The organism is Micromonospora sp. PRAS1, assembly GCF_059553435.1.
Genome location: NZ_JCANNB010000042.1, coordinates 1 through 23,229 on the forward strand (window position 1 = coordinate 1; position 23,229 = coordinate 23,229).

Consider the following 23,229-nt stretch of genomic DNA (forward strand, 5'->3'; position numbering starts at 1 on the left):
GTGGCGCGGATGCAGTGGCGGTTCAACCCGACCTCCGGCACCCCGACCAACCCGCCGACCACGGCACCGCCGAGCACGCCGCCGCCGAGCAATGTGCCGTACTCCAACAACCCGGACGGCTTCGCCGGGGCGGCCGGCACCACCGGTGGAGCGGGCGGCACCACGGTCACCGTCACCAACCAGGCCGACCTCGAACGCTACGCCTCCGCCAGCGCGGCGCACATCATCCGGGTCAACTCGGCGATCACCATCACCCCGTACGGCAAGGAGATCCGGGTCGGCTCGAACAAGACCATCGTCGGGGTCGGCCGTAACGGGCAGATCGTCAACGGCGGGTTCTTCCTCGGCGCCGGCACCAGCAACGTCATCATCCGGAACCTGACCATCCGGGACACCCGGGTCGCCTCCGACGACCCCGACGACAAGGACTTCGACTACGACGGCATCCAGATGGACACCGCCAACCGGATCTGGATCGACCACAACCACATCACCCGGATGAACGACGGCATCATCGACAGCCGCAAGGACACCACCAACCTGACCGTGTCCTGGAACATCATCGCCGAGGCGAACAAGACCTTCGGCATCGGCTGGACCGAAAATCTCACCGCCCGGATGACCATCCACCACAACTGGTTCCGCGACACCCGCTCCCGCGTCCCCAGCACCGACAACGTGGCCTACGCCCACCTGTACAACAACTACCTCCAGAACAGCGGCTCCGGTAACCACTCCCGCGGCCGCACCAAGATGGTCCTGGAGAACAGCTACTTCGACCGCGTCACCAACCCCTACTACCGCGACTCCGGCGCCGAACTGCGCCAGAGCGGCAACATCGTGGTCAACAGCAGCGGCCGACGCGAATCCAGCGGCTCGGCGTTCAACCCGTCGAGCTTCTACTCCTACCGCCTCGACCCCGCCGCCGACGTCCCGAACCTCCTGCGCACCTACGCCGGCCCCCAGGACGCCATCGGCCGGTAACCCCTCCCACGCGTACGGCGTGACCCGCGGAAACTCCGTCGGGTCACGCCGTGCCCGTACCTTGAGATCGACGAACGGGTGCGTTGCGTCGAGGAGGACGCCGATGACACGGACCGTGGACTTCTGGTTCGACCCGAGTTGCCCGTACACCTGGGTCACCTCGCGGTGGCTGGTCGAGGCCGCCACGGTACGACGGCTGCTCATCCGGTGGCACGTGATGAGCCTCTCCGTGCTCAACGAGGGCCGCGAGGTCGATCCGGAGGGCGACACCGAGGGGTGGCTGTGGCGCCCGGTCCGAGTCTGCGCGGCCGTGCGGCAGCGGCACGGCCAGGACGGGCTGGCGGCCTTCTTCACCGCGTACGGCCGGCGGGTCCACGAAGGCGGCCAGTGGTGCGACTTCGGTGACGCGCTGGCGGACGCCGGCCTGCCGAGGGACCTCGCGGACGCGGCCGAGACGGCGGAGTTCGACGCTGCGGTACGCGCCTCGCACGCCGAGGGCATCGCCCTGGTCGGCGAGCACGTCGGCACCCCGATCATCGCCACCACCGACGACACCGGCCGGCGAGTGGCCTGCTTTGGCCCGGTCATCTCCCGCATCCCGCGCGGCGAGCAAGCCGGCCGCCTCTGGGACGGCACCCTCCTGGTAGCCGCCACCCCCGGCTTCCACGAACTCAAGGGCCGCCCCCCGCTCCCCCCGCGTTGATCATGAGGCTGCCGGCTCCCCCCGGGTTGATCATGAGGTTGACGGCAGTTGTTGATCTTCAAACTGCCGTCAACCTCATGATCAACGGGGTGGGTCCGGTGGGGCCGTGGGTTCAGCGGTGCAGGTGGCGTTTCCAGTCGGCGGGGACCCGGTCGGCGGGGGCGGGGACCGGTTGGTCCAGGGGGCGGTGGGTGGGCGGCGCGAGGGCCGGACCCTGGTCGTAGAGCACCTGGTCGGTGTAGTCCCAGAACCACTCCTCGCCCGGCTCGAAGCTACGCGCGAACCGGTGACCGGTGCTGGCCGCGTGCGCGCTGGCATGCTGGCCGGGGGAGGAGTCACAGCAGCCCACCTGCCCGCACTGGGCACACCGCCGCAGATGGACCCACCAGCCCGGTGGCTCCGCCGCCGCGCAGTCGGCACACCCGGTGCCGCTGGGCGGTACGTCGGGATCGATGCCCTCCATCGCTCGTCCTCCTTCAGGTGGCCGCGTCAAGGTCGACTCAGCGATCCGGCAACCGTCGCAGCCGGTACCCGCCCGGTCAAGCCCGACTTCCGATCATGAACGAGGAGGCGGGCGGGGCGAGCTGCCAGCGGAGCAGGGCAGATGAGCCTGACGCCGCCCAAACCAGCTGTTTCAAGCGACATTCGTTACCCCATCTCGGCCTGGCGCGAGATCTTGGAGACTTCCCGTTAATCGCTAGCTAATCGCTGGCGGTAAATTTCCAAGATCTAAACGACATCATCCCGCCACGCGAGAGCAGCGGCGCGTGCGTGGCGAGCCATGCCGGTATCGCGGCGTCTCTTGTGCGCTTTAGTGCGACCGGCAATAGGCCGTCCGTGGTGTCTCGCCGCCGTTCCGCGTCGCTCACCGCCGCCCACGGCTCGGCCCACTGCCGGGCAGCCCGACGCCGGCACGCCCTTCCGCGTTCCCTGTCGAGCTGAGCCGTCTACGCCATCACACGACGCAACGCCCACCGTCACCCCGCCGGCAAGCCGCGATCCGTCAATGCGGTCAGCTCGACAGGACCAACACCCGTACCCTGACCCGCCCTATTGCCGGTCACACTTAGTCACCGTCGCGGGGTGCGCAGTGCGGCGGCTGGTGGGCGTACCGTCGACTGTGGCGGTCTGCTGGTCGTAGCGCTCGGTGGTCCGTCGGCCAGACCGCTACCTGGGAGGCGATGGTGACCGACCCGGCAACCTTTGGTGCGCGGCTCCGCGCGTATCGCGAGCGTTCAGGAAAGACTCGGCCGGTCCTCGGCGGGCTAGTCGGCCGGAGTGCGGAGTGGGTCAAGGCCCTGGAAAGCGGCCGGCTTCTGCCACCTCGTCTGCCCATGCTGCTGCGGCTGGCTGAGGTGCTGGACATTTCCGATCTTGCGGATCTGACCGGTGATCAGTCCCTGCCGGTGGCCTCGGTGACCGCCGCTGGGCATACCGATGTCGGCAAGTTGGCTGCCGCCATGCAACGTGCTTCCCTGCCGGTCGGGGCGGTCACACCGGTCGAGGTTGTGCGTGGCCTGGTCGACCAGGCGTGGGCGCTGTGGCATCGATCGACCACCGAGCGTACGGCGGTAGCCGCGGTGCTTCCCGGGTTGCTGACGGATGCGCAACGTAGCGCCCGGCGGCTGGACGGGGTTGCGGCTCGTCGGCAGGCGCTTGTCGAGTTGGCGCGGGTCTACCACCTGGTGCAGTTGTACCTGGCCCACCAGCCGTACCCGGAACTGGTGTGGCTTGCCGCCGACCGAGGAATACTGGCGGCTCAGGAGGCCGACGATCCCGCCGCGATGGCGGTGGCTGCCTGGTACTACGCCCACGTCTACCGGGGTGCGAACCAGGTGGAGGCTGCCGAGCAGGTGCTGATCGACGTCGCGGGGCTGGTCGACCCAGCGGCAGGCGGCGAGCAGTTGGCGCGATGGGGTCAGGCGCAGCTCGGCATCGCGTTGGCGCACAGCAAGGCTGGTCGGGCGGGCCGGGCCTGGCGTGCGTGGGATGCCGCAGATTCGGCGGCGAGTCGCCTCGGTGGCGGGTACGTCCACCCGTGGTTGATGTTCGGGCCGGCGGCCTGCGCGGCGTACGCGGTCACCATCGAGACGGACCTTTGCCGGCCGGGCGAGGCCGTGCGACGGGCCGACACCACCGACTACCGCGCACTGCCCTCACACACCCGTCGGGCTGGCGCACTGGAACTGTCGAACCGCCCGGGGACGATCGGTGAGGACGCACGGGAGTTGGCCCTCGCCATCGGAGTGACGGGGTAACGCTCCCTCAGGTACAAACTCTCCCTACCGCCGCCGGTGACCGTTCTCGTACGCGGTGGTGCGGGATCGGCCAGCCCCGACGGTGCCCGTCGATCGTCTCGTGCGCCAGGTCGGGTACGCCTGGACGGTCTACCAGCATGCGCGCTATCCGCAGGTGGTGCGGTTGCTGCCCCGGCTGCTCGGTGATGTCGACCGGGCCGGTGCCCGGGATCCGGTGGCGGGGCGGGCGGCGGTGGTGGCGGCGTACCGGTTGACTGCGGCGTTGCTGGTGAAGCTGGACGATGCGAATCTTGCCTGGTTGGCCGCGGACCGGGCGGTGACTGCCGCGACCGGTGATCCGAAGGCACCGGCGGCGATCGGCGAGCTGGCGCTCAGCCTCGGCCTGGTGTGAAGCGGGCGGTCAGTCGAGTAGGGCGCGGGCCTCGGCGAGGAGTTCGCACTGCCGGCGCCAGTCGCCGCCGGAGAACCCGATGACGAGGTGGTGTGCTCCGGCGCGGCGGTAGCCGGCCAGGCGCTGGGCCGCCTCTCGGGGCGTACCGGTGATCGGGATCGTCGCGGCGCGTTCCGCCGGAATGCCGTACGACCTGGTCAGGCCGGCGGCGATCGCCGCGCGGGTGGGCAGGTCGCCGTTGGTGCCGAGGACTCCGGTGGCACCCACCGCGACGGTCGGGGTGGGCCGTCCGTGGGACGCGGCGAGTTCGGTGAGCCGGGGCAGCGCTTCGGTGATCTCGTCCTCGGACACGAGCGAGGGGAACCAGCCGTCGCCGTGGCGGGCCGCGCGGCGGATCGCGACCGGGGAAGCGTTGCCGACCCAGAACGGTGGCGTCGGCACGGAGAGAGCTAGGTCGACGACGGGTTGGCCCGGCTCATCGCGCAACTGGACCGGCTGCCCGGCCAGCAGGCCGGGCAGCAGCTCCAGCGCGGTGTCGGTGCGCCGCCCCCGTTCGGCGTACGGCACACCGGCGGCGGCCCACTGGTCCGGCCCGCCGCCCGAGCCGATGCCGACCACCAGCCTGCCCCCCGATACGTGCTGGAGGCTGGCGATCTGCTTGGCGGCCCAGGCGAGCGGACGGATCGCCGGAACGAGGACGCTGGCGCCGATCCGGATCCGCCCGGTGGCGGCGGCCGCTGCGGCGAGCGCGACGGCGCAGTCCAGGGTCGGCATGCCGACGGCCAGGTGGTCGCCGTGCCAGACGCTGTCCAGGCCGAGTTCCTCGGCGTGCCGGGCGGCGGCCGGCAGGTCCAGGTGTTCGCGCTGCTGGACCGCGATCGACGGCAGGATCGCGCCGACGCCCAGTGCTGCCGTCATCAACCGACTCCATTCCCGTCGTCAACGGGATCGAGTCTGCGACCTCAACCTTGGTTGAGGTCAAGTCGCCCGGGTTCCGGTGGTCTGCCCCGCGCCGGCCTGTCCCTCGCCACCGCCGCCGGTCGGGCTCAGCGCAGCGGGTCGAACGGTTGGAGTTCGGCGGGCTGCCGGCCGGTGGTGATCTGCTCGGCGAGCAGCTTGCCGGTGAGGGGGCCGAGGGTGATGCCCCACATGCCGTGGCCACCGGCCGCGTGAACCCGTGGGGACCTGGTCCGGCCGATCAGCGGCAGTCCGTCCGGGGTGCAGGGGCGGGACCCGACCCACTCGTCGACGCGGGCGTCCAGGTCGGCGTCGCGCAGCAGCGGCCGCGCGGCCTCGGCGATGGCGGAGATGCGGCGACGGTCCAGCGGCGCGTCGGCGCTGCGGAACTCCATCATGCCGGCGACGCGCAGCCGGTCGCCCAGCGGCGTGCAGGCGACGCGCTGCGCGGGGAAGTACACCGGACCGGTCGGTACGTGCTCGATCGGGACGCTGAAGCTGTAGCCCCGGCCGGCCTGCACGACGGTCCGGACACCGAAGCGTCGGGCCAGCTCACCGAGCCAGGTGCCGGTCGCCAGCACCACCGCGTCGTAACGTTCATCGGAGCCGTCGGCGGTCACCACCCGGACCCCGGCACCCTCGTCCTGCACCCGCACGACGTCCGCCCCGGTCACCAGGGCCGCGCCGCGAGCGCGTACGGAGGTGGCGAGCGCCTCGACGTACTGCCCGGGGTCGATGTAGCGCTGGTTGTGCAGGCGGATGGCCGCGCCGATCGCGTCCGACAGCGAGGGCTCCACCTCACGTGCCTCGGCCCCGGTAAGCACGTCGAACTCGATCTCCTGGCCGGCGGCGTGGATGTGCGCCAGCTCGTCCAGCAGGACCGACCGTTCGGCCTCGGTCCGGTACGCCGCGACGAACGACTTGGCCTCGTTCGTCATCGCCGCGACCCCACCCGCCGTCAGGTCGTCGAACGCCTCGAAGGCCCGCCGGTTCATCGGAATGTACGCCCGCATCGCGAGCTGCCACTTCGCCGCGGTGCTGTGCCGGGCGAAGCCCGCCAGGAACTTCAGCAGCCGGGCGTCGGCGCGCGGCGGCACGTAGACCGGTGACGACGGGCTCAGCACGGCGCGCAGTCCGTAGCGCAGCACCGCAGGCTCCGGCAGGGGAGTGGTGATGCCGGGGGTGAGCCAGCCGGCGTTGCCCCACGACGCGCCCGCCGCGACGCCGGTGCGGTCGAGCACGGTGACCTGTACCCCGCGCTCCTGGAGGAACCAGGCGGTGGCCAGCCCGACCATCCCCGCGCCGATGACGGCGACGCGCCGGGGGGCGGGTACGGACTCGAGGGCAGGCATGTTCTCTCCTTCGAAGCAACCGAGGTTGCCGCAATCCTGTCCCCGTCGCGCCGGGTCGTCATTGTCCTGAGCAGCCAATACTCGTTACGACCGTTGGTCGGAGCGGACAACACCGAGGGATAATCCGGTCATGATCACCGTGGCTGGGGTGGTGGACGCGGTCGGTGCCGCGCTACTCAAGATCGTCGTGCCGGGCGATGCGGTGGAGGTGCGCGATGTGACGCTCACCGAAATCGACGAAGCATCGTCCGGACAGAGCGGCGACCTCGTCCTCGGCGTCGGCATCGCCACCTGCGACCAGGCGCTCGCCGTCATCCGGCGCTGCGCGGAGACCGGCGCGGCCGGCCTCGTCCTCAAGCCCCCGCTCGCCTCGCATCCGGACGTGACGTCGGCCGCCGCAGATCGCCAGCTGACCCTGGTCGAGCTGGGCAGCCACGGATCGTGGACGCAGCTTGTCTGGCTGCTCCGGGGAGTGATCGACACGGCCGCCGTGCCCGGCTCACCCGAGACCGGCGAGGCCGGGGTGTACGACCAGCTGTTCGCCCTCGCCGACGCGGCCGCCGCCATCGTCGACGCGCCGGTGACGATCGAGGACGCCCAGTCCCGGGTGCTGGCGTACTCGTCCCGGCAGGATCGCACCGACCCGGCGCGGGTCTCCACAATCGTCGGACGACGGGTGCCGGGCGACGTGATCGCGTACTTCCGGTCCCGTGGCGTCTTCCGCAAGCTCGCCAAGGGCAGCGTGCCGATCTTCGTACCGCAGGGGCCGGACGGGACGTTGCCCCGGCTGGTGATCCCGATCCGGGCCGGCGGTGAGCTGCTCGGCTCGATCTGGGCCGTGGTCGAATCCCGGGTGCCGGCGGAGCGGCTGCGCGAGCTTCAGAGCGCGGCAAGCGTACTGGCGCTGCACCTGCTCCGCCTCCGGGTGCAGGCCGACGTTGCCCGCCGGGCGTCGGCCGACCGCCTGCGGATGGCGCTGCGCGGCCCCGTCCCGGCCGGCCAGGACCTGGGCCTGCCCCCGGGGCCGTGGCGGGTCTTTGCGCTCGGGGCACACGGCGGGACGGGGGAGCTGGTGCACGACCTGGCGTTGTGGGAGTCGATCACCCGCCGCCACGGCTGGCGTCAGCCGCTCATCGCGGACGTCGGTGACGTCCTCTTCGCCGTCGTGGTCGACCGGGGTGAGTCACCCGGCTCCCGGGCCTGGCTGGAGCAGCTGATCCACGACATCGCCCTGCACGACCCCGGGGCGCGCGCCGCGTCCGGCAGTGTCGCCACCACCCTGGCGGAGCTGCCGCGATCCCGCGCCGAGGCGGCCGAGCTGCTGACGCTGCACCGCTCGACCCGACAGCGAGGTCCACTGCTGCGCTTCGAGGACGTCTGGGCCGAGGTGGTCGTCCACCGGGTGGTCACCACGGTGCCCCAGGTCGACCTGCTGGTCGGCGGACCGCTGCCCGACCTCGTCGCCCACGACCGCAGGCACGGCACCGAGTACGTTGCCACGATCGCCGCCTGGCTCGAGCAACAGGGCGAACCGACGAAGGCGGCCCGGCAGTTGCACGTGCACCCCAACACGCTCCGGCACCGGATGCGTCGCCTCGCTGAGGTCGTCCCTGTCGATCTCGACTCGCCGCGTACCCGGCTGGCGTTGCAGATCCAGCTGGCGGCGCTGCGTCCGGGGGACTGACCTGCGGACGGCTGGGCGCTCACCGCGTCGCCGGCACGTCGCGTGCCGGCGCGGCTCAGACCGTGCCGGTGACCAGGTACTGCATCTGGTGCTCGTGGTTCGGGGCGACGCCGTACCGCTTGTCGAGTTCGTAGATCGAGGTCAGCGGCGTCACGGTGACCTTCGCCAGGCCCGCCTCCGCCAGGACCGCGACGGTCTTGTCGATGGAGGTGGCGGCGGCCAGCGGCAGGACCGCCTGGACCTGGGGGTCGTAGTGCTCGGTGAAGTTCTCCGAGGCGTTGTCGAGACCGTCGGGGAACCAGGTGCTGTCGACCACGGCGATGGTGCCGCCGGGGCGCAGCAGGCGGGCCCAGTTCGCCACGGCGATCTGCGGCTCGCGCAGCGTCCACATCAGATAGCGGCTGGTCACCGCGTCGAAGCTGGCGGCCGGGAAGTCCGGTGCCACGGCGTCGCCGGACCGGATGACCGGGCCGTTGTCGACGCTTGCGGCGTGCCGACGGGCCTGGTCGAGCATCCCCTCGGCGAGGTCGATGCCGGTGACGCGGTGCCCGAGTCCGGCGAGGACCATGGCGACCTGCCCGGTGCCGGTGCCGACGTCGAGCACGTCCAGCGGTGCCGCCGGCAGGGCCTGCGCCCAGATCCGCGACCAGGCCGCCTGGTCGTCGGCGAGCCGGTCGGGGCGTTGCTGGTACGCGTCGTAGTCCGGCGCGCGCCCGGTCCAGTACGCGTTGATCCGTTCCTGCTCGCTCAGGCCGGTCCTCCGCTGGCGCTCCGGGCCGGCCTGAGGCTCCACGGCACTGTGCTGATGATTCGCTCGCTGACGCTCGCTCATGCGGCACTCCTTGCTTCGATGGTCTGGTCGATCGGGTGGTAGAGCAGGTGGATGCCGTTGTCGAGGTCGAGGCGCTGGATGCCGATGCCGTAGACCGGTTCCAGCACAGCGGGGTCGAGCACCTCGTCGGTGGTGCCGGCGGCGGCCACCCCGCCCGAGCCGAGCAGCACCAGGTCGTCGCAGTAGCGGGCGGCCAGGTTGAGGTCGTGCAGCACCACGACGGCGCAGGTGCCGAGGGTGCGTACCAGGTGCAGGATCTCGTGCTGGTAGCGGATGTCCAGATGGTTGGTGGGCTCGTCGAGCAGCAGGTGGGTGGCCTGCTGGGCCAGCGCCCGGGCGATCAGCACCCGCTGCCGTTCACCGCCGGAGAGCTGGGCGAAGGCCCGCGCGCCGAGGTGCGCGGCACCGACCCGGGCCAGGCAGCGGGCGGCGATCTCGTGGTCGGTGCGGCTGGTGCGCTGGAACGTCGACAGGTGCGGCCCCCGGCCCAGCAGCACCAGCTCCGCCACGGTCAGCGCGGTCTCGCCGCCGGTCTCCTGCACCACCACGGCGAGCCGGCGGGCGGCCTCCCGCGCCGGCAGGGTGGCCAGTTCGTCGCCGTCGACCGCGACCTCGCCGGTGGGGCTGCGCAGGGCGCCGTAGAGCAGCCGCAGCAGGGTGGTCTTGCCGCTGCCGTTCGGGCCGATCAGGCCGAGCACCCGGCCCGGCCGGGCGGCCACGCTGACCCCGTCGATCACCGGGTTCGCGCCGTAGCGCCAGGAGACCCGGGTCGCGGTGATCACGCGGGGTCCTTGAAGCGCTGCACGATCCGCTCCAGGCCGTCGATCGAGAGCGGCGTCGGCGGCTCGGTGAAGTTGAACAGCTGGGTCATCACCTGACCGTCGCGGACCGCGGCGAGCTTCTCGCCGCCGGGCAGGCCGGTGAGCGCCTGCTCGACCGCCTTCGGGTCGCCGTCGCCGTAGAGCAGGATCAGCACGTCGGGGTCGCGGCCGAGCAGTTCCTCCACGGTGACCTCGAAGACCCGGTCCTTGACGTCACCGAAGACGTTGCGGAAACCGGCGGCCTCCAGTTGCGGGTGGGCCATGCTGGCGGTGCCGTAGGCGTACGTGGTGCCGCCGCCGACTGTCGGGTACAGCACCGCCGCGCTGCGCCCGGAGGCCGTACCCGACTCGGTCTGGATCTTGGCCATCCGGTCCCGGAGCGCGGTCACGGCCGTCGCGGCCTCGGCCTCGCGCCCGAACACCCGGCCGTACGTCTCCAGCTGTCGGTAGATGTCGTCGAAGCTCGGTACGGCGGTGCTGTCCGGGCACATCGCCGGCTCCTCCAGCAGCGGGATCTGCACCGCGGAGAGGGCGTCGCGGGAGAGGTTGTCCACCTCGCCGAGTACCAGGTCCGGCTGCTGGCTGATCACCACCTCCTTGGAGATCTGGAGGTGACCGCTGGTGTCGGTCTTGTCGGTCAGCAGCGGGATCCGGTCCAACTCGGCGAGGGTCGCCGCGTCGTAGTACTCCCTCGGGTACTGGCCGGCGCGGGCGGTGACCCGGTCCAGCACGCCGAGCGTGTGCAGGTACGGCACGGCGGCGCTCTTGAGCAGGACGACCCGCTGGGGAGCGGCGTCGAAGGTCACGTCCACGCCGCAGTTGGTGACGGTGACCGGGAAGCCGGGGCCGGTCGCGGCCGGCTCGCCGGTGGTGCCGCCACCGCACCCGGCGACCACCAGCAGGAGGGCGGACGCGGCGGCGAGACGGGTTGCCTTCATGGGTACTCCTCGACTCCGGCCGGCGCTCATGCGCCGTTGGCGTGCAGACGACGGATCAGGATCAGCAGGAAGGGTGCGCCGAGCAGGGCGGTGATGATGCCGATCGGGATCTCCTGCGGGGCCAGCAGCACCCGGGCGAGCACGTCGGCCCAGACCAGCAGGATGGCGCCGAGCAGTGCGGCCACCGGCACCACGCGGACGTGCGGCGCCCCGACGATGCGGCGGGCCAGGTGCGGCACGACGAGGCCGACGAACCCGATGCTGCCGGCGGCGGAGACCAGCACGCCGACGCTCAGTGAGACCAGCACGAGCAGGCGCAGCCGGAACCGGTCCGGCGACACACCGAGGGTCTGCGCGGTCTCGTCCCCGATGGCCAGCACGTCGAGCCGCCGCCCGGCGACGGTCAGGTAGCCGATCATGCCGATCAGCACCACCGCGGCCACCGCCAGCAGGGCGTCCCAGCGGGCCAGGCCCAGGGAGCCGAGCAGCCAGAACATCACCGACCGGGCACCCTCGGCGGACCCCGAGGCGAAGATCAGGAAGCTGGTGGTGGCGTAGAGGGCGTAGCCGACGGCGACGCCGGAGAGCAGCAGCCGGATCGAGGTCACCCGCCCGCCGCTGCGGGCGATCAGGAAGACCAGCAGCGACGCCGCGAGCGCGCCGAGGAACGCGCTGGTGGAGAGGGCGTACTGGCCGAAACCGGCGCCGGCACCGAAGAGGATCGCCGCAGCCGCGCCGCTGGAGGCGCCGGAGTTGATGCCGAGCAGGTACGGGTCGGCCAGCACGTTGCGCACCATGGCCTGCAACGCCACGCCGCAGACGGCCAGCCCGGCGCCGACCAGCATGCCGAGCAGGACCCGGGGCAGTCGTACCTGCCAGACGATGGCCTCCTGCGGAGGCGTCCAGGTCGCCTCGCCGGGCAGGCCGACGAGGTGGTGGCCGATGATCCGGGCCACCGTCAGCGGGGGAATCCCGATCGCACCGGAGCCGACCGCGACGACCCCGGTCACGACCAGCCCGGCCGCCAGCGTGAGCAGCCAGAACGCCGTCCGGCGTCGCTGTGCGGCGACCCCGAGCAGGTCCGGCTCACCCCGTGGCAGGGCGATGGCGGTCACCGTACCCCCATCTGCATTGCTCTTGCTCTTGCAAAGTCTTTGCGAAAAGCTACCAGCAAGATCAGGGAGGCGGTAGTGCGGGCTCGGGTGGCGTTGCTGGTGAGCGGCTTCCTGGTCAACGTCGGCTCGTTCTCGATCTATCCGTACCTGGCCGTGCTGCTGCGCGACCGGATGGCCCTGGGGATGGGCCAGGTGGGGATCGTGCTCGGCACCGCGACCCTGGTGCAGTTCGCCAGCGCCCCGGCCACCGCAGCGCTGGCCGAGCGGGTCGGGCTGAAACGGTCCCTGCTCGGTGCCACGGTCCTCTACAGCCTGGGCGGCGGTGCGTTCCTGACGGGGGCGGGCCACCCGGTGCTCACCGTCGCGGGCCTGCTGCTCATCTCGGCCGGCGGCTCGCTCTACTCGCCGGCCTACCGCAGCTACCTGGTGCACGGCGCGAGCCCGCAGCAGCGGCCCCGGCTGCTCTCCGCCGGCAACGCCGCCGGGAACCTCGGGATCGCGCTCGGGCCGGTGGTGGGGGCCCTGCTCATCCGGTACCCGGGCGCGATGTTCGCAATGGTCACGGCGATCTACACCGCGCTGGCGGTGGGGCATCTCTTTCTACCGACGGAGCGGCCCGACGCGGACGCCCCGGCGGTGGAGCCGTTCCGGCGGATGCTCTCCGGTGTGGCGGTGCTGCCCTTCGCCGCCACCGCGCTCTCCATCTACCTTTACATGCAGTTTTATCAGTACCTGTCCAGTTACGCCCAGGGGCGGATCGCCACCCTGCTCTTCGGGGTCGCGATGATGGGCTACTCCCTCGGCCTGGCCCTCGCCCAACCACTGCTCGCCGACCGGGTCGGCCGGATGGGCTACCCGGCGGCGATGGCCGTCGGCTTCGGCGCCCTGGCGGTCGGGATGATCGGCTTCGCCGGTGGCACCGGCCTCACCGTCGTGCTCGGGGTGATCACCATCAGCGTCGGCAACGCGGTGCTGTTCCTCAAGAACGACCTTGCCGCGCTGGCCGGGTCGAGGCGCTCCGCGACAGTGGTCTTCGGGCAGCAGCGGCTGGCCGTCGGGGTCGGCGCCTTCTTCAGCGGCGTGGTCGGCGGCAACGTGTACGCGGCCTTCGAGCACGCCGGCATCCTGCCCGGATTCTGGCTGGCGGTGGCCGCACAGTGCGTCCTGCTGCCCCCGCTGATGCTGGGCGTACGGCGACTGCTCCGGCGTACCCGCCGCCGGGCCGGCCCGGCCTGAAGATCGCGGGAACCAGCGTTGTCGGGCCGCCGACTACTCCTATCGAGCGCCACCCATGCCACCGGCTGCCGCCCCTCGGGAGTTGATCAGTGCCGCGACCACGTCCGCTCGTTGCCGCCCTCGCCATGTCGATCGCGCTCACCAGCGCCTGCGGCTCCGGCTCCGGCACCGCCACACCGTCAAGCACACTGCGCATCGGGTTGAGTGCCGAGTCCGGCGCGCTGGATCCGCACGCGTTCACCGGCAACTTCCTGCTGCTCGACGCGATCTACGAACCGCTTGTCGGCTACGGCGAGGACGGGCGGCTGGAACCGGCCCTGGCTCGGTCCTGGACCGTGGCCGAGGACGGCCGGCAGGTGACCTTCGAACTGCGCGACGGGGTGCGCTTCACCGACGGGACGCCGCTCGACGCCGCCGCCGTGAAGTGGAACTTCGAACGCTGGGTGGGCAACAAGCGCTTCTCGTTCTTCCGGGCCGCGCAGGTGATCTCCGCCGTCGAAGCCGTCGACCCGGACACCGTACGGCTCACCCTCGCCGAGCCCTACGAGCCGCTGCTCCAGGAGCTGTCGATCGTCCGCCCGGTACGGCTGCTCAGCCCGAAGTCAGTGGCCGCCGACGGCACGTTCCAGACCCCGGTCGGCACCGGCGCCTGGCAACTGGTGTCCAACACCGCCACCGGTGCGGTGCTGGCCCGCAACGACGACTACTGGGGCAGCAAACCCCGGCTGGAACGGCTCGAATTCAAGGTCATCCCGGACTCCCAGGCGCGCGTCGACGCGCTCACCAACGGCGAGATCGACCTGATCGGCGGCGCATACCTGGCCCCGATCACGCCGGTGGAGGCGAAGTCCCTCGACGAGCGCGCCGACGTCGAACTGCTCACCGGCGCACCGGATGTCTCGATCATGCTCGGGTTCAACCCGCGCGGCCCGGCCGGCGACCAGGCCGTACGGGAGGCGGTGATCCGGGCGGTCGACACCGCCGCCCTGGCGAAAACGCTGCTGCTGGGCTACGCCGAGCCGGCCCGACGGGTGTTCCCGCCGGACGTACCGGATTCCGGCACCGATCTGCCGCTCGGCTTCGACCGGGCCGCCGCCAACCGGGTGCTGGACGCCGCCGGCTACGTCCACGACGGAGACACCCGGGCCAGGGACGGCAGGCCGCTCGCGCTGCGCCTGCTCATCCCCGCGACCCCGGCCGAGGGCCAGCTCGATCCGCGCACCATGGCCTCGGCGATCGCCGCCGCCCTCAAGGAGGTGGGCATCGCCGTCGAGATCACCCCGGTCGACGCCGCCGCCTACTACGACGAACGGGCGGAGGGCAGGTACGACCTGACGTTCTTCGAAACCCTCGGGGCGCCGTACGACCCGTCCAGCTCGATCGTCTCCCTCTTCACAGGCGGTGCGCGGGCCCCGCTCTGGGCGACACCGGCCACGGAGGAACTGGTCGACAAGGCGTTGTTCGCCCGCGATCCCGCCGCCCGGGGCGCGGCGTACCAGGACCTGTACCGGGCCGTGGCCGCCGACGCCGGGTTCGTGCCGCTGGTCTACCGGCCCCGGCTCTGGGCCGTACGGAACGGGGTGACCGGGTTCGCGGTCCCACCCAGCGACGTCGACCTCGAACTGACCGGGGTCACCGTCGGGTGAGCGCACCCGGGCGGTTACGCGCTGCCGGCGGTCACCTCGCCCGCTGGGCGGTGGACACCGTCGGCGTGCTGCTCGCGCTCTCCGCCGGCACCTTCGCCCTCGTGCTGCTCGCCCGCGGCGACCCGGCGGCGGTGCTGGCGGCGACCCGGGCCGGCCGACCCGCCACGCCCGAGCAGGTCGAGGCCGTCCGCGCCGAGCTGGGCCTGGACGCGCCCGCACCGGTGCGGTACCTGCGCTGGCTCGCCGACGCCAGCACCGGCGACTTCGGGCTCTCGCTGCGGACCAACACGCCGATCGGGCCGGAGATCGCCGACCGGGTCGGCGTCACGCTGGGACTGGTGGCCGGCGCCGCCGTGATCGCGCTCGTGGTGGGCGTGGGCATCGGCATCGCCGGCGCGGTGCTCCGGCGCGGTCCGCTGCGCGGCGCCCTGCGGGTCGGGGCCCTGCTGGTCACGTCGGTGCCGGCGTTCTGGCTGAGCTACCTCCTGGTGCTCTTCCTCGCCCTGCGCCTGCGGGTGGTGCCGACCTCCGGCATGGCGGGGCCCGCCACCTGGGTGATGCCGATGCTGGTGCTCGGACTGCCGGCGGCCGGCGCGCTTAGCCGAGTGGTGGCCGTCACGCTACGCGAGGCGCTGGACCGGCCCTACGTGCTCGCCGCGCGGGCCCGGGGCAGCGCACCGCTCTCCATCGTGTTCCGCGACGGCCTGCCCAACGCCGCCGGACCGATCCTCTCCGTGGCCGGCTTCACCATCGGCACCATGCTGGTCGGCACGGTGGTGGTGGAGCAGATCTTCGGCTGGCCCGGCCTCGGCGCCTATTTCGTCCGGGCCGCCGGGGCTCGGGACGTCCCGGCGCTCCAGGCGGGCACGCTCGTGCTGGGCGGCGGGTTCATCCTGGCCAACCGGCTGGCCGACGTGCTCCAGCTCCTCATCGATCCGCGTGCCCGCCGGGGCGCGGCGTGACGGCGGACGAGCGCCGCAGCGGCGGCCAGGCGGGAGAGCGCGGAGGCGGCGTACCGGCGGGGAAGCGCCGACGCGGCGTGCCGGCGGGCGTACGCACCGGCCTGGTCGCCCTGCCGCTGGTCGGGTTCGTGATCGTCGGGGCGCTGGCACCGGTCCTCGCCCCGGCCGACCCGACCGCCAACGACCTGGCGGCCAGCCTGCTGCCACCCTCGACCGAGCATCCACTCGGCACCGACCAGCTCGGCCGCGACCAGCTCAGCCGGATCCTGCACGGGGCACGGGTCTCCCTCACGGTCACCACGGCGGTCCTGGCGGTCGCGCTTACCGTCGGGGTGGTCACCGGCACGATCGCCGGTTACCTGGGCGGCTGGGTCGACCGGGTGGTCTCCCGGGTCGTCGACCTGGCCGTCTCGCTACCCGGGATGCTGGTGGCGTTGGCGGTCATCGGCGTACGGGGCCCCGGTGTGCAGAACCTCATCATCGCGATGTCGCTCTGGGCATGGGCACCGTACGCCCGCATCGCCCGCGCCCGCGTCGCCGGCCTGCGCGGCAGTCCGCACCTGGACGCCCTGCGACTGCTCGGTGCCCGGCCGGCGCGCATCATCGGTCGCCACCTGCTGCCGCCGGCCGTCGCGCCCTGCCTGGTCTACGCCAGCACCGATGTCGGGGCCATCGTGCTCGGCGTCGCCACGCTGAGCTTCCTCGGCCTGGGCATCCCGCCGCCCCAGGCCGAGTGGGGGCAGCTGCTCATCGAAGGGCGCCCCTACCTGGCCTCCGCCTGGTGGCTGGCGTACCCGCCGGGCGTCGCCATCACCGTCGTGGTGTTCGCCAGCAACCTGCTCGGCGAACGCCTGGCGGTGGGGGAGGAGCGGCCGTCGATCCTGCGCTGGGTACTGCCCGCCCGGCCGCGCCGCCGCGCCGCCGATCCGGCACCCGGCCGGCCGGGCGCGGTGCCGGCCGCACCCCCGGCTCCCGGCGTCGGCACGGTGCTGCGGGTACGCGACCTCTCCGTCAGCTATCCGCACGGCGGCGGTCGCCGCCGGGTGATCGCCGACGTCGGCTACGAGGTATGCCGTGGCCGGATCCTGGGTATCGTCGGGGAGAGCGGCAGCGGCAAGACCACGGCGGCGCTGGCTCCGTTCGGGCTGCTGGACCCCAGCGCGGTCGTCACCGGCTCGGCGCTGCTCGGCGACGGGACCGGGGCCCGCCAACTCGTCGGCCACGAGCCGTGTGACCGGCACCGGGTCGACCCCCGCCGGGTGGGCATGGTCTTCCAGGACAGCCTCGCCGCCCTCAACCCGCTGCGGAGCATCGGCGCCCACGTCGACGAGGCGGTCCGCAACGCGGGTCGTGGCGGCCGGCGCGACGCGACCCGCCGGGTCACCGAGGAACTGCTGCGCCTGGCCGGTCTGCCGGATCCGCCCGGGACCGCCCGCGCGTTGCCGCACCAGCTCTCCGGCGGGATGCGCCAGCGGGCGCAGATCGCCATCGCCCTCGCTGGTGAGCCGGAGCTGCTCGTCGCCGACGAACCCACCTCCGCTCTCGACGTCACCGTCCAGGCGCAGCTGCTCGACCTGTTGGCCCGGCTGCGCGACGAACTCGGCATGTCCATGATCATTATCAGCCACGACCTGGCGGTGGTGACCCGGCTGGCGGACGAGGTGGCCGTGCTGTACGCCGGCCGGATCGTCGAGTCGGGACCGCTGGCTACCGTGCTCGAACAGCCGCAGCACCCGTACACCCGTGGCCTGCTCGACGCGGTGCCGCGGCCTACGGCGGTACCGGGCACCCGGTTCCGCACCATGCCGGGGCGCTCCGGTGCGGGGCCGGACGACACCGGCGGCTGTGCCTTCACGCCGCGCTGCCCGATCGCCGTGCCGGCCTGCGCGGAGCATCGGCCAACGCTGGAAACGCTCGACCCGCTGCCGGCCACGCGGGATTCGGTGCCGAGCACGCTCGACCCGGTGCCGAGCGCGTCTGGCCCGGTGCCGAGCGCGTCTGGCCCGGTGCACCGAGCCGCGTGCCTTCGACCGCGCGGCGCGACCACGCGGCTGCCCGGGACCGCCGGCACACCGTACGAGGAGTGACCGATGTTGGAGATCGAGCAGCTCACCGCCGGCCACCCCGGCGCCCGGGGTCGGGGTCGGGGTCGGGTGACCGTGGTCGAGGACGTGACGATGCGCGTCGAGGCAGGCGAGATCGTCGGGCTGGTCGGCGAGTCGGGCTGCGGCAAGACGACCCTGGCCCGCGTGATCACCGGACTGCACCGACCCGACACGGGATCGGTACGGTTCGCCGGCATCGACGTGCACGGCCTGCGTGGTCGGCGCCTACGGGAACACCGGCGACAGGTGCAGATGGTGTTCCAGGACCCCGGTCTCACCCTCAGCCCCCGACAGACCGCCCGCCAAGCCATCGCCGAACCGCTGCACATCCACCGCATCGGCGCCACCCGCCTCCGGTCCGCACGCGTGGACGAACTGCTGGATCTCGTCGGCCTCGATCCTGGCGTGGCCGACCGCCGGCCCCAGCAACTCTCCGGCGGCCAGCAGCAGCGCGTCGCGATCGCCCGGGCGCTCGCCGTCGAGCCGCGCCTACTCGTCTGCGACGAACCGGTCACCGCGCTCGACGTGTCGGTGCAGGCCAAGATCCTCAACCTGCTCTGCGACCTGCGCGATCGACTCGGCTTCGCCTGCCTGTTCATCTCCCACGATCTCGCCGTGGTCCGGCAACTCGCCGACCGGATCGCGGTGATGCGCAACGGTCGCATCGTCGAACAGGGCGAGACCGTGGCGGTCACCACCGGCCCCCGCCATCCGTACACCCGGGCACTGCTCGCGGCGACGCCCATGATCGAACGGTCGGGACTCCCGGGGTCGGACGGTGCGTCAGAGGAGGACGAGCAGGGCGGCACCGACGGTCGCTGCGGGGACGGTGGTGATGACTGTCGCCACCAGCGCGGAGTGCCGGCGCAGCGCGGCGAGCGGGATGAGGGCGTCGCCGTCCTGGCTGATGGCGTTGGCGACCAGGGTGGGTAGCGGCAGCCCGCCGTTGACGTAGAGACCGGTGAAGACGATCTGCACGGCGCAGCCGGGGATGAGGCCGATCGCCGCGCCGACCAGTACGCCGAGGATGCCGGTCAGGACGAGCTGGGAACCGTCGAAGCCGGTGGTGGTGGTCAGCACCTGCCAACCGAGGTAGGCCACGGCGACCCAGACGGTGACGAAGCTGGCCTCGTGTGCGCTGTGCCGCATCGTGGCGGCCATCGAGCGGGCATGCGCGGTCTCCAGGGTGTCGTCGGCCAGCCGTCCCCGCCCGGCGGCGAAGATGAGCGCCGCCACCAGCGTGCCGAGGACACCGAGCGTGAGGTACGGATCCACCCCGCCGAGCAGCCGGGTCAGGGCGTTCGGGTCGACGAGTTGGAACACCACAGGCACGGAGACGGCGAAGGCGGGCGTGGTGAGCCCCCAGAACGCGGTCGCGGCGGAGACCCGGGGCAGCACCCCGCCGAGCAGGCGTCGGGACGAGGCGAGGTCGGTCCCGGCGTCGCTGGCGAGGCTCAGCCCGGCGGCGGTGGGGCCCGGGGCGGCCGGGCTGAGCGCGGCCGGGCTGAGCGCGGCCGGGCTGAGTGCGGCCGGGCTGAGTGCGGTGGCCGGGCTGAGCGCGGTGGCGGTGGGGATCAACGCGGTGGCGGGAGCCTGCGGTCTGACGGCGGCGCGCGCGGGATCGATGCCGAGCGCGTCGACGACGTACCCGGTGACCAGACCGACGGCGAACAGGAGCACGTGCAACTTGAGCGCGAAGAGCGGGTTCCAGGCGAGCACCACCCAGGACGAGTCGCCCATGGTCGCGACCAACGCGGCCACCACCGTGCCGAAGCTGACCTTGCCGCGGGCGTACAGCGGCATGAGGATGATCGCGCCACCGCAGCCGGGACTGACGCCGAGCAGCGCGCCGAGCAGCGGCCCCACCCGGCGGCGACGGGCGAGCCCGTCGGTGACCCGGTCCCCGTAGCGCCAGCGCAGCCACCCGAACAACGCCACCATGACGGCGACGTAGACACCTACCTGCATGAACGCGTCCGCGAGCGGGCGGAACACGAGTTCGGTCATCTCGCCTCCTCAAGGAGGGGGCGTCGGGCCGTCGGAACGAGGGCCGTGACGCTGGGCAGGATCGCAGTCAGGGGTGCCCCCGGCTCGTCCGGTCGGCTGGCGAGCGTCAGCCCGTTGACGCCCGTCGCCCCCTCGCCGAGCACTGCCGCCAGGTGCGTCGCCTGGTCGCGCCCATACCGTCCCCGCAATTGCCCGGCTCCCCCCGGTCGCCGTGAACCGCACGGTCGTACCCGTTTGGGAAGGGAACAGGCATGTGCGGGTCCGACTCGACCGATGCCACCTGGCGAGCTGGCCTGACCGGCTACCTCGGCCCGTCTAGGGGAGCAGAGGAGAGAGCAAATGTTAAAAGGGGGCCCCTTTGCTACCGCAGGCGTTAATGGGGGGCCCTTCCTTGTTTCGGTGGCGGCTGAACGGGCAGCACCAGCACATGCTGTTTGACCTGATGGGACGCGTGGACGACACCTTGACAGTCGCGATTCAGGGGTACGGGTGGCTGCCCAACCGGATGCGCCGCGAGCACAGGGACGTGTTCCGTACGCGGCTGCTCGGGCAGCAGGCGGTCGCGTTGCGCGGCCCCGAGGCCGTGCGGTTCTTCTACGACGAACGCCACATCCAGCGCGAGGGTGCCGTTCCGGAACCACTCCAGGGGACGCTCTTCGGCAAGAAGGCGGTGCACACCCTCGACGGTGAGCAGCATCGGGTCCGCAAGGCGATGTTCACCGCGTTGCTGATGAACGGTGGGTTCGAGGGCCTGGTCGAACGGACCGAGGCGGCCTGGGACGCCGCCGTACGCTCCTGGGCGGGTCGCCGGGTCGTGCTCTTCGACGAGATCCCTGTGGTGTTGACCCGCGCGGTCTGTGACTGGAGCGGAATCGCGGTGGACGAGGCGGAGTTGCCGGCGTTCGCCGAGGACCTGGTTGCGATGGTGGACGGCTTCGCCACGGCGGGACCCCGACACTGGAAGGCGCGCCTGGCCCGGGGCCGCCGGGAGCGCTGGCTGGCCGACCTCGTCCGTCAGGTCAGGGCGGGCGAGATCCGGGCACCGCAGGGGTCGGTGCTGGCGGCGGTGGCGGAGCACCGCGACAGCGATGGCCGGCTGCTGGACGCGGAGACCGCCGCCGTCGAGATCCTCAACGTCATCCGCCCGACCGTCGCGGTGACCTGGTTCGTGACCTTCGCCGGGCACGCGCTGCATCGTTGGCCCGAGTACCGTGACCGGCTCCGCGCCGACGACCCCGCCTTCAGCGAGGCGTTCGCGCACGAGGTGCGCCGCTTCTACCCGTTCGCCCCCTTCGTCGGTGGCCGGGCGGCGACCGACCTGACGTGGCAGGGCACCCACATCCCGGCCGGAGCCATCGTCCTGCTCGACCTGTACGGGCAGAACCATGACCCGAGAGTCTTCCCCGACCCGTACCGGTTCGACCCGCAGCGCTTTCTCGGCCGACCCATCGGCGCCTTCGACCTCGTACCGCAGGGCGGCGGTGATCCGCGCACCGGCCACCGCTGCCCGGGGGAGCAGATCACCGTCGCCCTGCTGCGGGCGCTCTGCGTCCGGCTCGCCCAGCTCGACTACCGGTTGCCGGAGCAGGACCTGGACATCCCGCTGCACCGCATACCGACCCGACCCGCAAGCGGGGTCGTGCTCGCCGTACCGGCGACGGTTGCGGTCTCCTGACCACCACCGCCAGCGCGGCTCACCGGCCGGTCGGGGCGGGGCCGTCCAGGGCCTCCAGCAGCCGACGTCGCCGCAGCCAGACCACCAGCAGGCCCAGCGCCACTGCGGTCAGCGCCACCGCCCACCGCACCCCGATCAGGTCCGCCAGCCAACTCTGCACCAGGGCGCCGGCCGGATAGCCACCGGCGAAGGCCATCCAGTACAGCGAGGCGACCCGGCCGCGCAACGCCTCGGCCGTAAGCACCTGCATGGTCACGTTGGCGTTGGAGAGGACCGCGAGGTAGCTCACCCCGACCAGGAGCACCGCCGCGAACCCGGACCAGAGCGTCGGGGCCACCGCCAGGGCGAGGGTCGCGATCCCGTGCACGGTCAGCGCCAGCCCGGCCACCCGGGCCCGCCGGTGGCCGGTGCCGTAGACGCTGAGCAGGACCGCGCCGAGGACGGCACCGGTGCCCAGCCCGGAGGCGAGCAGGCCGGCACCGGTGGTGCCGGCGTGGTAGACGTCGGTGGCGAAGACCGCAGCGAGTTGCACGATCGGCGTACCGACGAAGGACACGCTGCCGGCGAGCAGCACCGCGACAAGCAGGCCGGGCACCCGGCGGGTGTAGCGGACGCCGTCGCGCAGCCGGGCGAGCATCGACCTGCGCGACGCCGGGCCCTGGATCGGGCGCGGCCGCACCGCCACGAGAGCGAGCAGCATCAGGACGTTGGCGCCGGCGGCCACCAGGAAGGCCGCGGTGCCGCCGGCCCGGACCAGCACCGCCGTGGCCAGCACCGGGCCCAGCGCCCGGGCGAGGTTGGCCTGCATCGCGTTGAGCGCGATCGCGTTTAGCAGGTGGCGGGCGGGCACCAACTGGGGGATGAGGCTCTGCCAGGCGGGCGTCTGCACCCCGTTCGCCGCGCCGGAGAGGGCGACCAGGGTCAGCAACGCCGCCGGGTGCGCCGCGTCGGCCCGGCTGAGCAGCGCCAACAGCAGGGCGACGAGCAGCGCGACCGCCTGCGAGACGGCCAGCACGGCCCGGCGTGGGTAGCGGTCGGCCAGCAGCCCGCCGACCGGGGAGCCGAGCATCGCCGGTACGAACTGTGCGAAGGCGCCGAGCCCGGCCCACAGCGCCCGACCGGTGGCCTGGTAGAGCAGCAGCGGCACGGTCAGGTTGAGCATCCAGGTGGCCGTGCTGGCGCAGACCGCCCCCGCCCAGAAGGCCCGGAAGGGCGGGCACCGTAACGCCGCCACCGCGCCGGCCCAGCGGACCCGCTGTGGTGGCGTGGGCACCCCGCCGCCGGGCGGCACCAGCACCGCGTCCGAGCCCGGCGGCGGCGTTCCGTCTGGCTCGGACGCGTCCGCACGGGCGGCCCGGTCCTCTGTCATCGTCACCTCGGTACCCCCACCGGGCCACGCAAATGCGAGATCGAGCATCTTTGATGGCTGACGGGTCATCGTGCACGAGGCGGCGCAAGGTGGGATCGATGTCAATCGACTTAAATCCGACGGTGTGGGTCGGATTACCGAAAGCTACTATGCGATTTCGCTGACTACCATGAGCGGTGGTGCGGTCACGGGAA

General features: G+C 72.4%; 19 protein-coding genes and 1 pseudogene. 11 read left to right on the top strand and 9 right to left on the bottom strand.

Annotation, left to right across the window (positions count from 1 at the left end; translation table 11 throughout):
- Together AC507J_RS27740 and AC507J_RS27745 are read left to right on the top strand one after the other, a co-directional pair.
- The coding region (locus tag AC507J_RS27740) for a pectate lyase family protein (protein WP_496292654.1) at positions 1-984 on the top strand (984 nt) is incomplete at its 5' end.
- A gap of 103 nt (positions 985-1,087) precedes the next feature.
- The gene (locus tag AC507J_RS27745) at positions 1,088-1,687 is read left to right on the top strand and encodes a mycothiol-dependent nitroreductase Rv2466c family protein (RefSeq protein ID WP_496292656.1); all 600 of its coding nucleotides are present in this window, start codon (positions 1,088-1,090) and stop codon (positions 1,685-1,687) included.
- Positions 1,688-1,799: 112 nt separating this feature from the next.
- On the opposite strand, the gene AC507J_RS27750 is transcribed toward AC507J_RS27745, so the two are convergent.
- Positions 1,800-2,150: a UBP-type zinc finger domain-containing protein gene (locus tag AC507J_RS27750; RefSeq protein WP_496292658.1), complete on the bottom strand. Its 351-nt coding sequence runs from the start codon at positions 2,148-2,150 to the stop codon at positions 1,800-1,802.
- A gap of 718 nt (positions 2,151-2,868) precedes the next feature.
- Between AC507J_RS27750 and AC507J_RS27755 the strand changes: the two genes are divergently transcribed.
- Positions 2,869-3,945, top strand: coding sequence for a helix-turn-helix domain-containing protein (locus AC507J_RS27755; protein WP_496292660.1), 1,077 nt, complete (start codon positions 2,869-2,871; stop codon positions 3,943-3,945).
- A gap of 100 nt (positions 3,946-4,045) precedes the next feature.
- A complete protein-coding gene (locus AC507J_RS27760) occupies positions 4,046-4,336 on the top strand; it encodes a hypothetical protein (protein WP_496292663.1) in 291 nt (96 codons plus the stop codon).
- Positions 4,337-4,345: 9 nt separating this feature from the next.
- Here the strand turns inward: AC507J_RS27760 and AC507J_RS27765 are convergent, their stop codons facing one another.
- Together AC507J_RS27765 and AC507J_RS27770 are read right to left on the bottom strand one after the other, a co-directional pair.
- A complete protein-coding gene (locus AC507J_RS27765) occupies positions 4,346-5,254 on the bottom strand; it encodes an LLM class flavin-dependent oxidoreductase (RefSeq protein ID WP_496292665.1) in 909 nt (302 codons plus the stop codon).
- Between the two features lie 128 nt (positions 5,255-5,382).
- Entirely contained in the window at positions 5,383-6,645 is a 1,263-nt protein-coding gene (locus AC507J_RS27770) for an NAD(P)/FAD-dependent oxidoreductase (protein WP_496292666.1), read from the bottom strand.
- 130 nt (positions 6,646-6,775) lie between these two features.
- On the opposite strand from AC507J_RS27770, the gene AC507J_RS27775 reads away from it, so the two are divergent.
- Positions 6,776-8,329: a helix-turn-helix domain-containing protein gene (locus AC507J_RS27775; RefSeq protein ID WP_496292667.1), complete on the top strand. Its 1,554-nt coding sequence runs from the start codon at positions 6,776-6,778 to the stop codon at positions 8,327-8,329.
- Between the two features lie 55 nt (positions 8,330-8,384).
- Here AC507J_RS27775 and AC507J_RS27780 read toward each other — a convergent pair whose 3' ends face one another.
- The 4 genes from AC507J_RS27780 to AC507J_RS27795 are packed head-to-tail and all read right to left on the bottom strand — an operon-like array spanning position 8,385 to position 12,035.
- Positions 8,385-9,161 carry a class I SAM-dependent methyltransferase gene (locus AC507J_RS27780; RefSeq protein WP_496292669.1) on the bottom strand — a complete coding sequence of 259 codons (777 nt, stop codon included), beginning with the start codon at positions 9,159-9,161 and terminating at the stop codon, positions 8,385-8,387.
- Complete coding sequence (locus tag AC507J_RS27785; RefSeq protein ID WP_496292736.1) at positions 9,158-9,898, bottom strand: ABC transporter ATP-binding protein; 741 nt, start codon at positions 9,896-9,898, stop codon at positions 9,158-9,160. The genes AC507J_RS27780 and AC507J_RS27785 overlap by 4 nt, the downstream gene beginning before the upstream one ends.
- 41 nt (positions 9,899-9,939) lie before the next feature.
- Positions 9,940-10,920 (bottom strand): ABC transporter substrate-binding protein, encoded by a 981-nt coding sequence (locus tag AC507J_RS27790; RefSeq protein WP_496292671.1) that lies wholly within the window; start codon positions 10,918-10,920, stop codon positions 9,940-9,942.
- Between the two features lie 26 nt (positions 10,921-10,946).
- On the bottom strand, positions 10,947-12,035 hold the full coding sequence (locus AC507J_RS27795; RefSeq protein WP_496292673.1) for a FecCD family ABC transporter permease: 1,089 nt from the start codon (positions 12,033-12,035) through the stop codon (positions 10,947-10,949).
- A gap of 75 nt (positions 12,036-12,110) precedes the next feature.
- Between AC507J_RS27795 and AC507J_RS27800 the strand changes: the two genes are divergently transcribed.
- The 5 genes and pseudogenes from AC507J_RS27800 to AC507J_RS27820 form a co-directional block, all read left to right on the top strand.
- Positions 12,111-13,271, top strand: coding sequence for an MFS transporter (locus tag AC507J_RS27800; protein ID WP_496292675.1), 1,161 nt, complete (start codon positions 12,111-12,113; stop codon positions 13,269-13,271).
- 89 nt (positions 13,272-13,360) lie between these two features.
- Positions 13,361-14,917: an ABC transporter substrate-binding protein gene (locus tag AC507J_RS27805; protein ID WP_496292677.1), complete on the top strand. Its 1,557-nt coding sequence runs from the start codon at positions 13,361-13,363 to the stop codon at positions 14,915-14,917.
- Positions 14,914-15,879 (top strand): ABC transporter permease, encoded by a 966-nt coding sequence (locus AC507J_RS27810; RefSeq protein ID WP_496292679.1) that lies wholly within the window; start codon positions 14,914-14,916, stop codon positions 15,877-15,879. Before AC507J_RS27805 ends, AC507J_RS27810 begins: the two co-directional genes overlap by 4 nt.
- On the top strand, positions 15,876-17,966 hold the full coding sequence (locus AC507J_RS27815) for a dipeptide/oligopeptide/nickel ABC transporter permease/ATP-binding protein (RefSeq protein WP_496292681.1): 2,091 nt from the start codon (positions 15,876-15,878) through the stop codon (positions 17,964-17,966). The genes AC507J_RS27810 and AC507J_RS27815 overlap by 4 nt, the downstream gene beginning before the upstream one ends.
- A 90-nt stretch (positions 17,967-18,056) precedes the next feature.
- Positions 18,057-18,731: pseudogene (locus AC507J_RS27820) on the top strand (ATP-binding cassette domain-containing protein); the annotation flags it as partial.
- Positions 18,732-18,767: 36 nt separating this feature from the next.
- Here AC507J_RS27820 and AC507J_RS27825 read toward each other — a convergent pair.
- Entirely contained in the window at positions 18,768-19,991 is a 1,224-nt protein-coding gene (locus AC507J_RS27825) for a putative manganese transporter (RefSeq protein ID WP_496292683.1), read from the bottom strand.
- Between the two features lie 427 nt (positions 19,992-20,418).
- On the opposite strand from AC507J_RS27825, the gene AC507J_RS27830 reads away from it, so the two are divergent.
- Positions 20,419-21,666 carry a cytochrome P450 gene (locus tag AC507J_RS27830; RefSeq protein ID WP_496292685.1) on the top strand — a complete coding sequence of 416 codons (1,248 nt, stop codon included), beginning with the start codon at positions 20,419-20,421 and terminating at the stop codon, positions 21,664-21,666.
- Positions 21,667-21,685: 19 nt separating this feature from the next.
- On the opposite strand, the gene AC507J_RS27835 is transcribed toward AC507J_RS27830, so the two are convergent.
- Positions 21,686-23,035, bottom strand: coding sequence for an MFS transporter (locus tag AC507J_RS27835; RefSeq protein WP_496292687.1), 1,350 nt, complete (start codon positions 23,033-23,035; stop codon positions 21,686-21,688).
- Positions 23,036-23,229 lie beyond the last annotated feature (194 nt).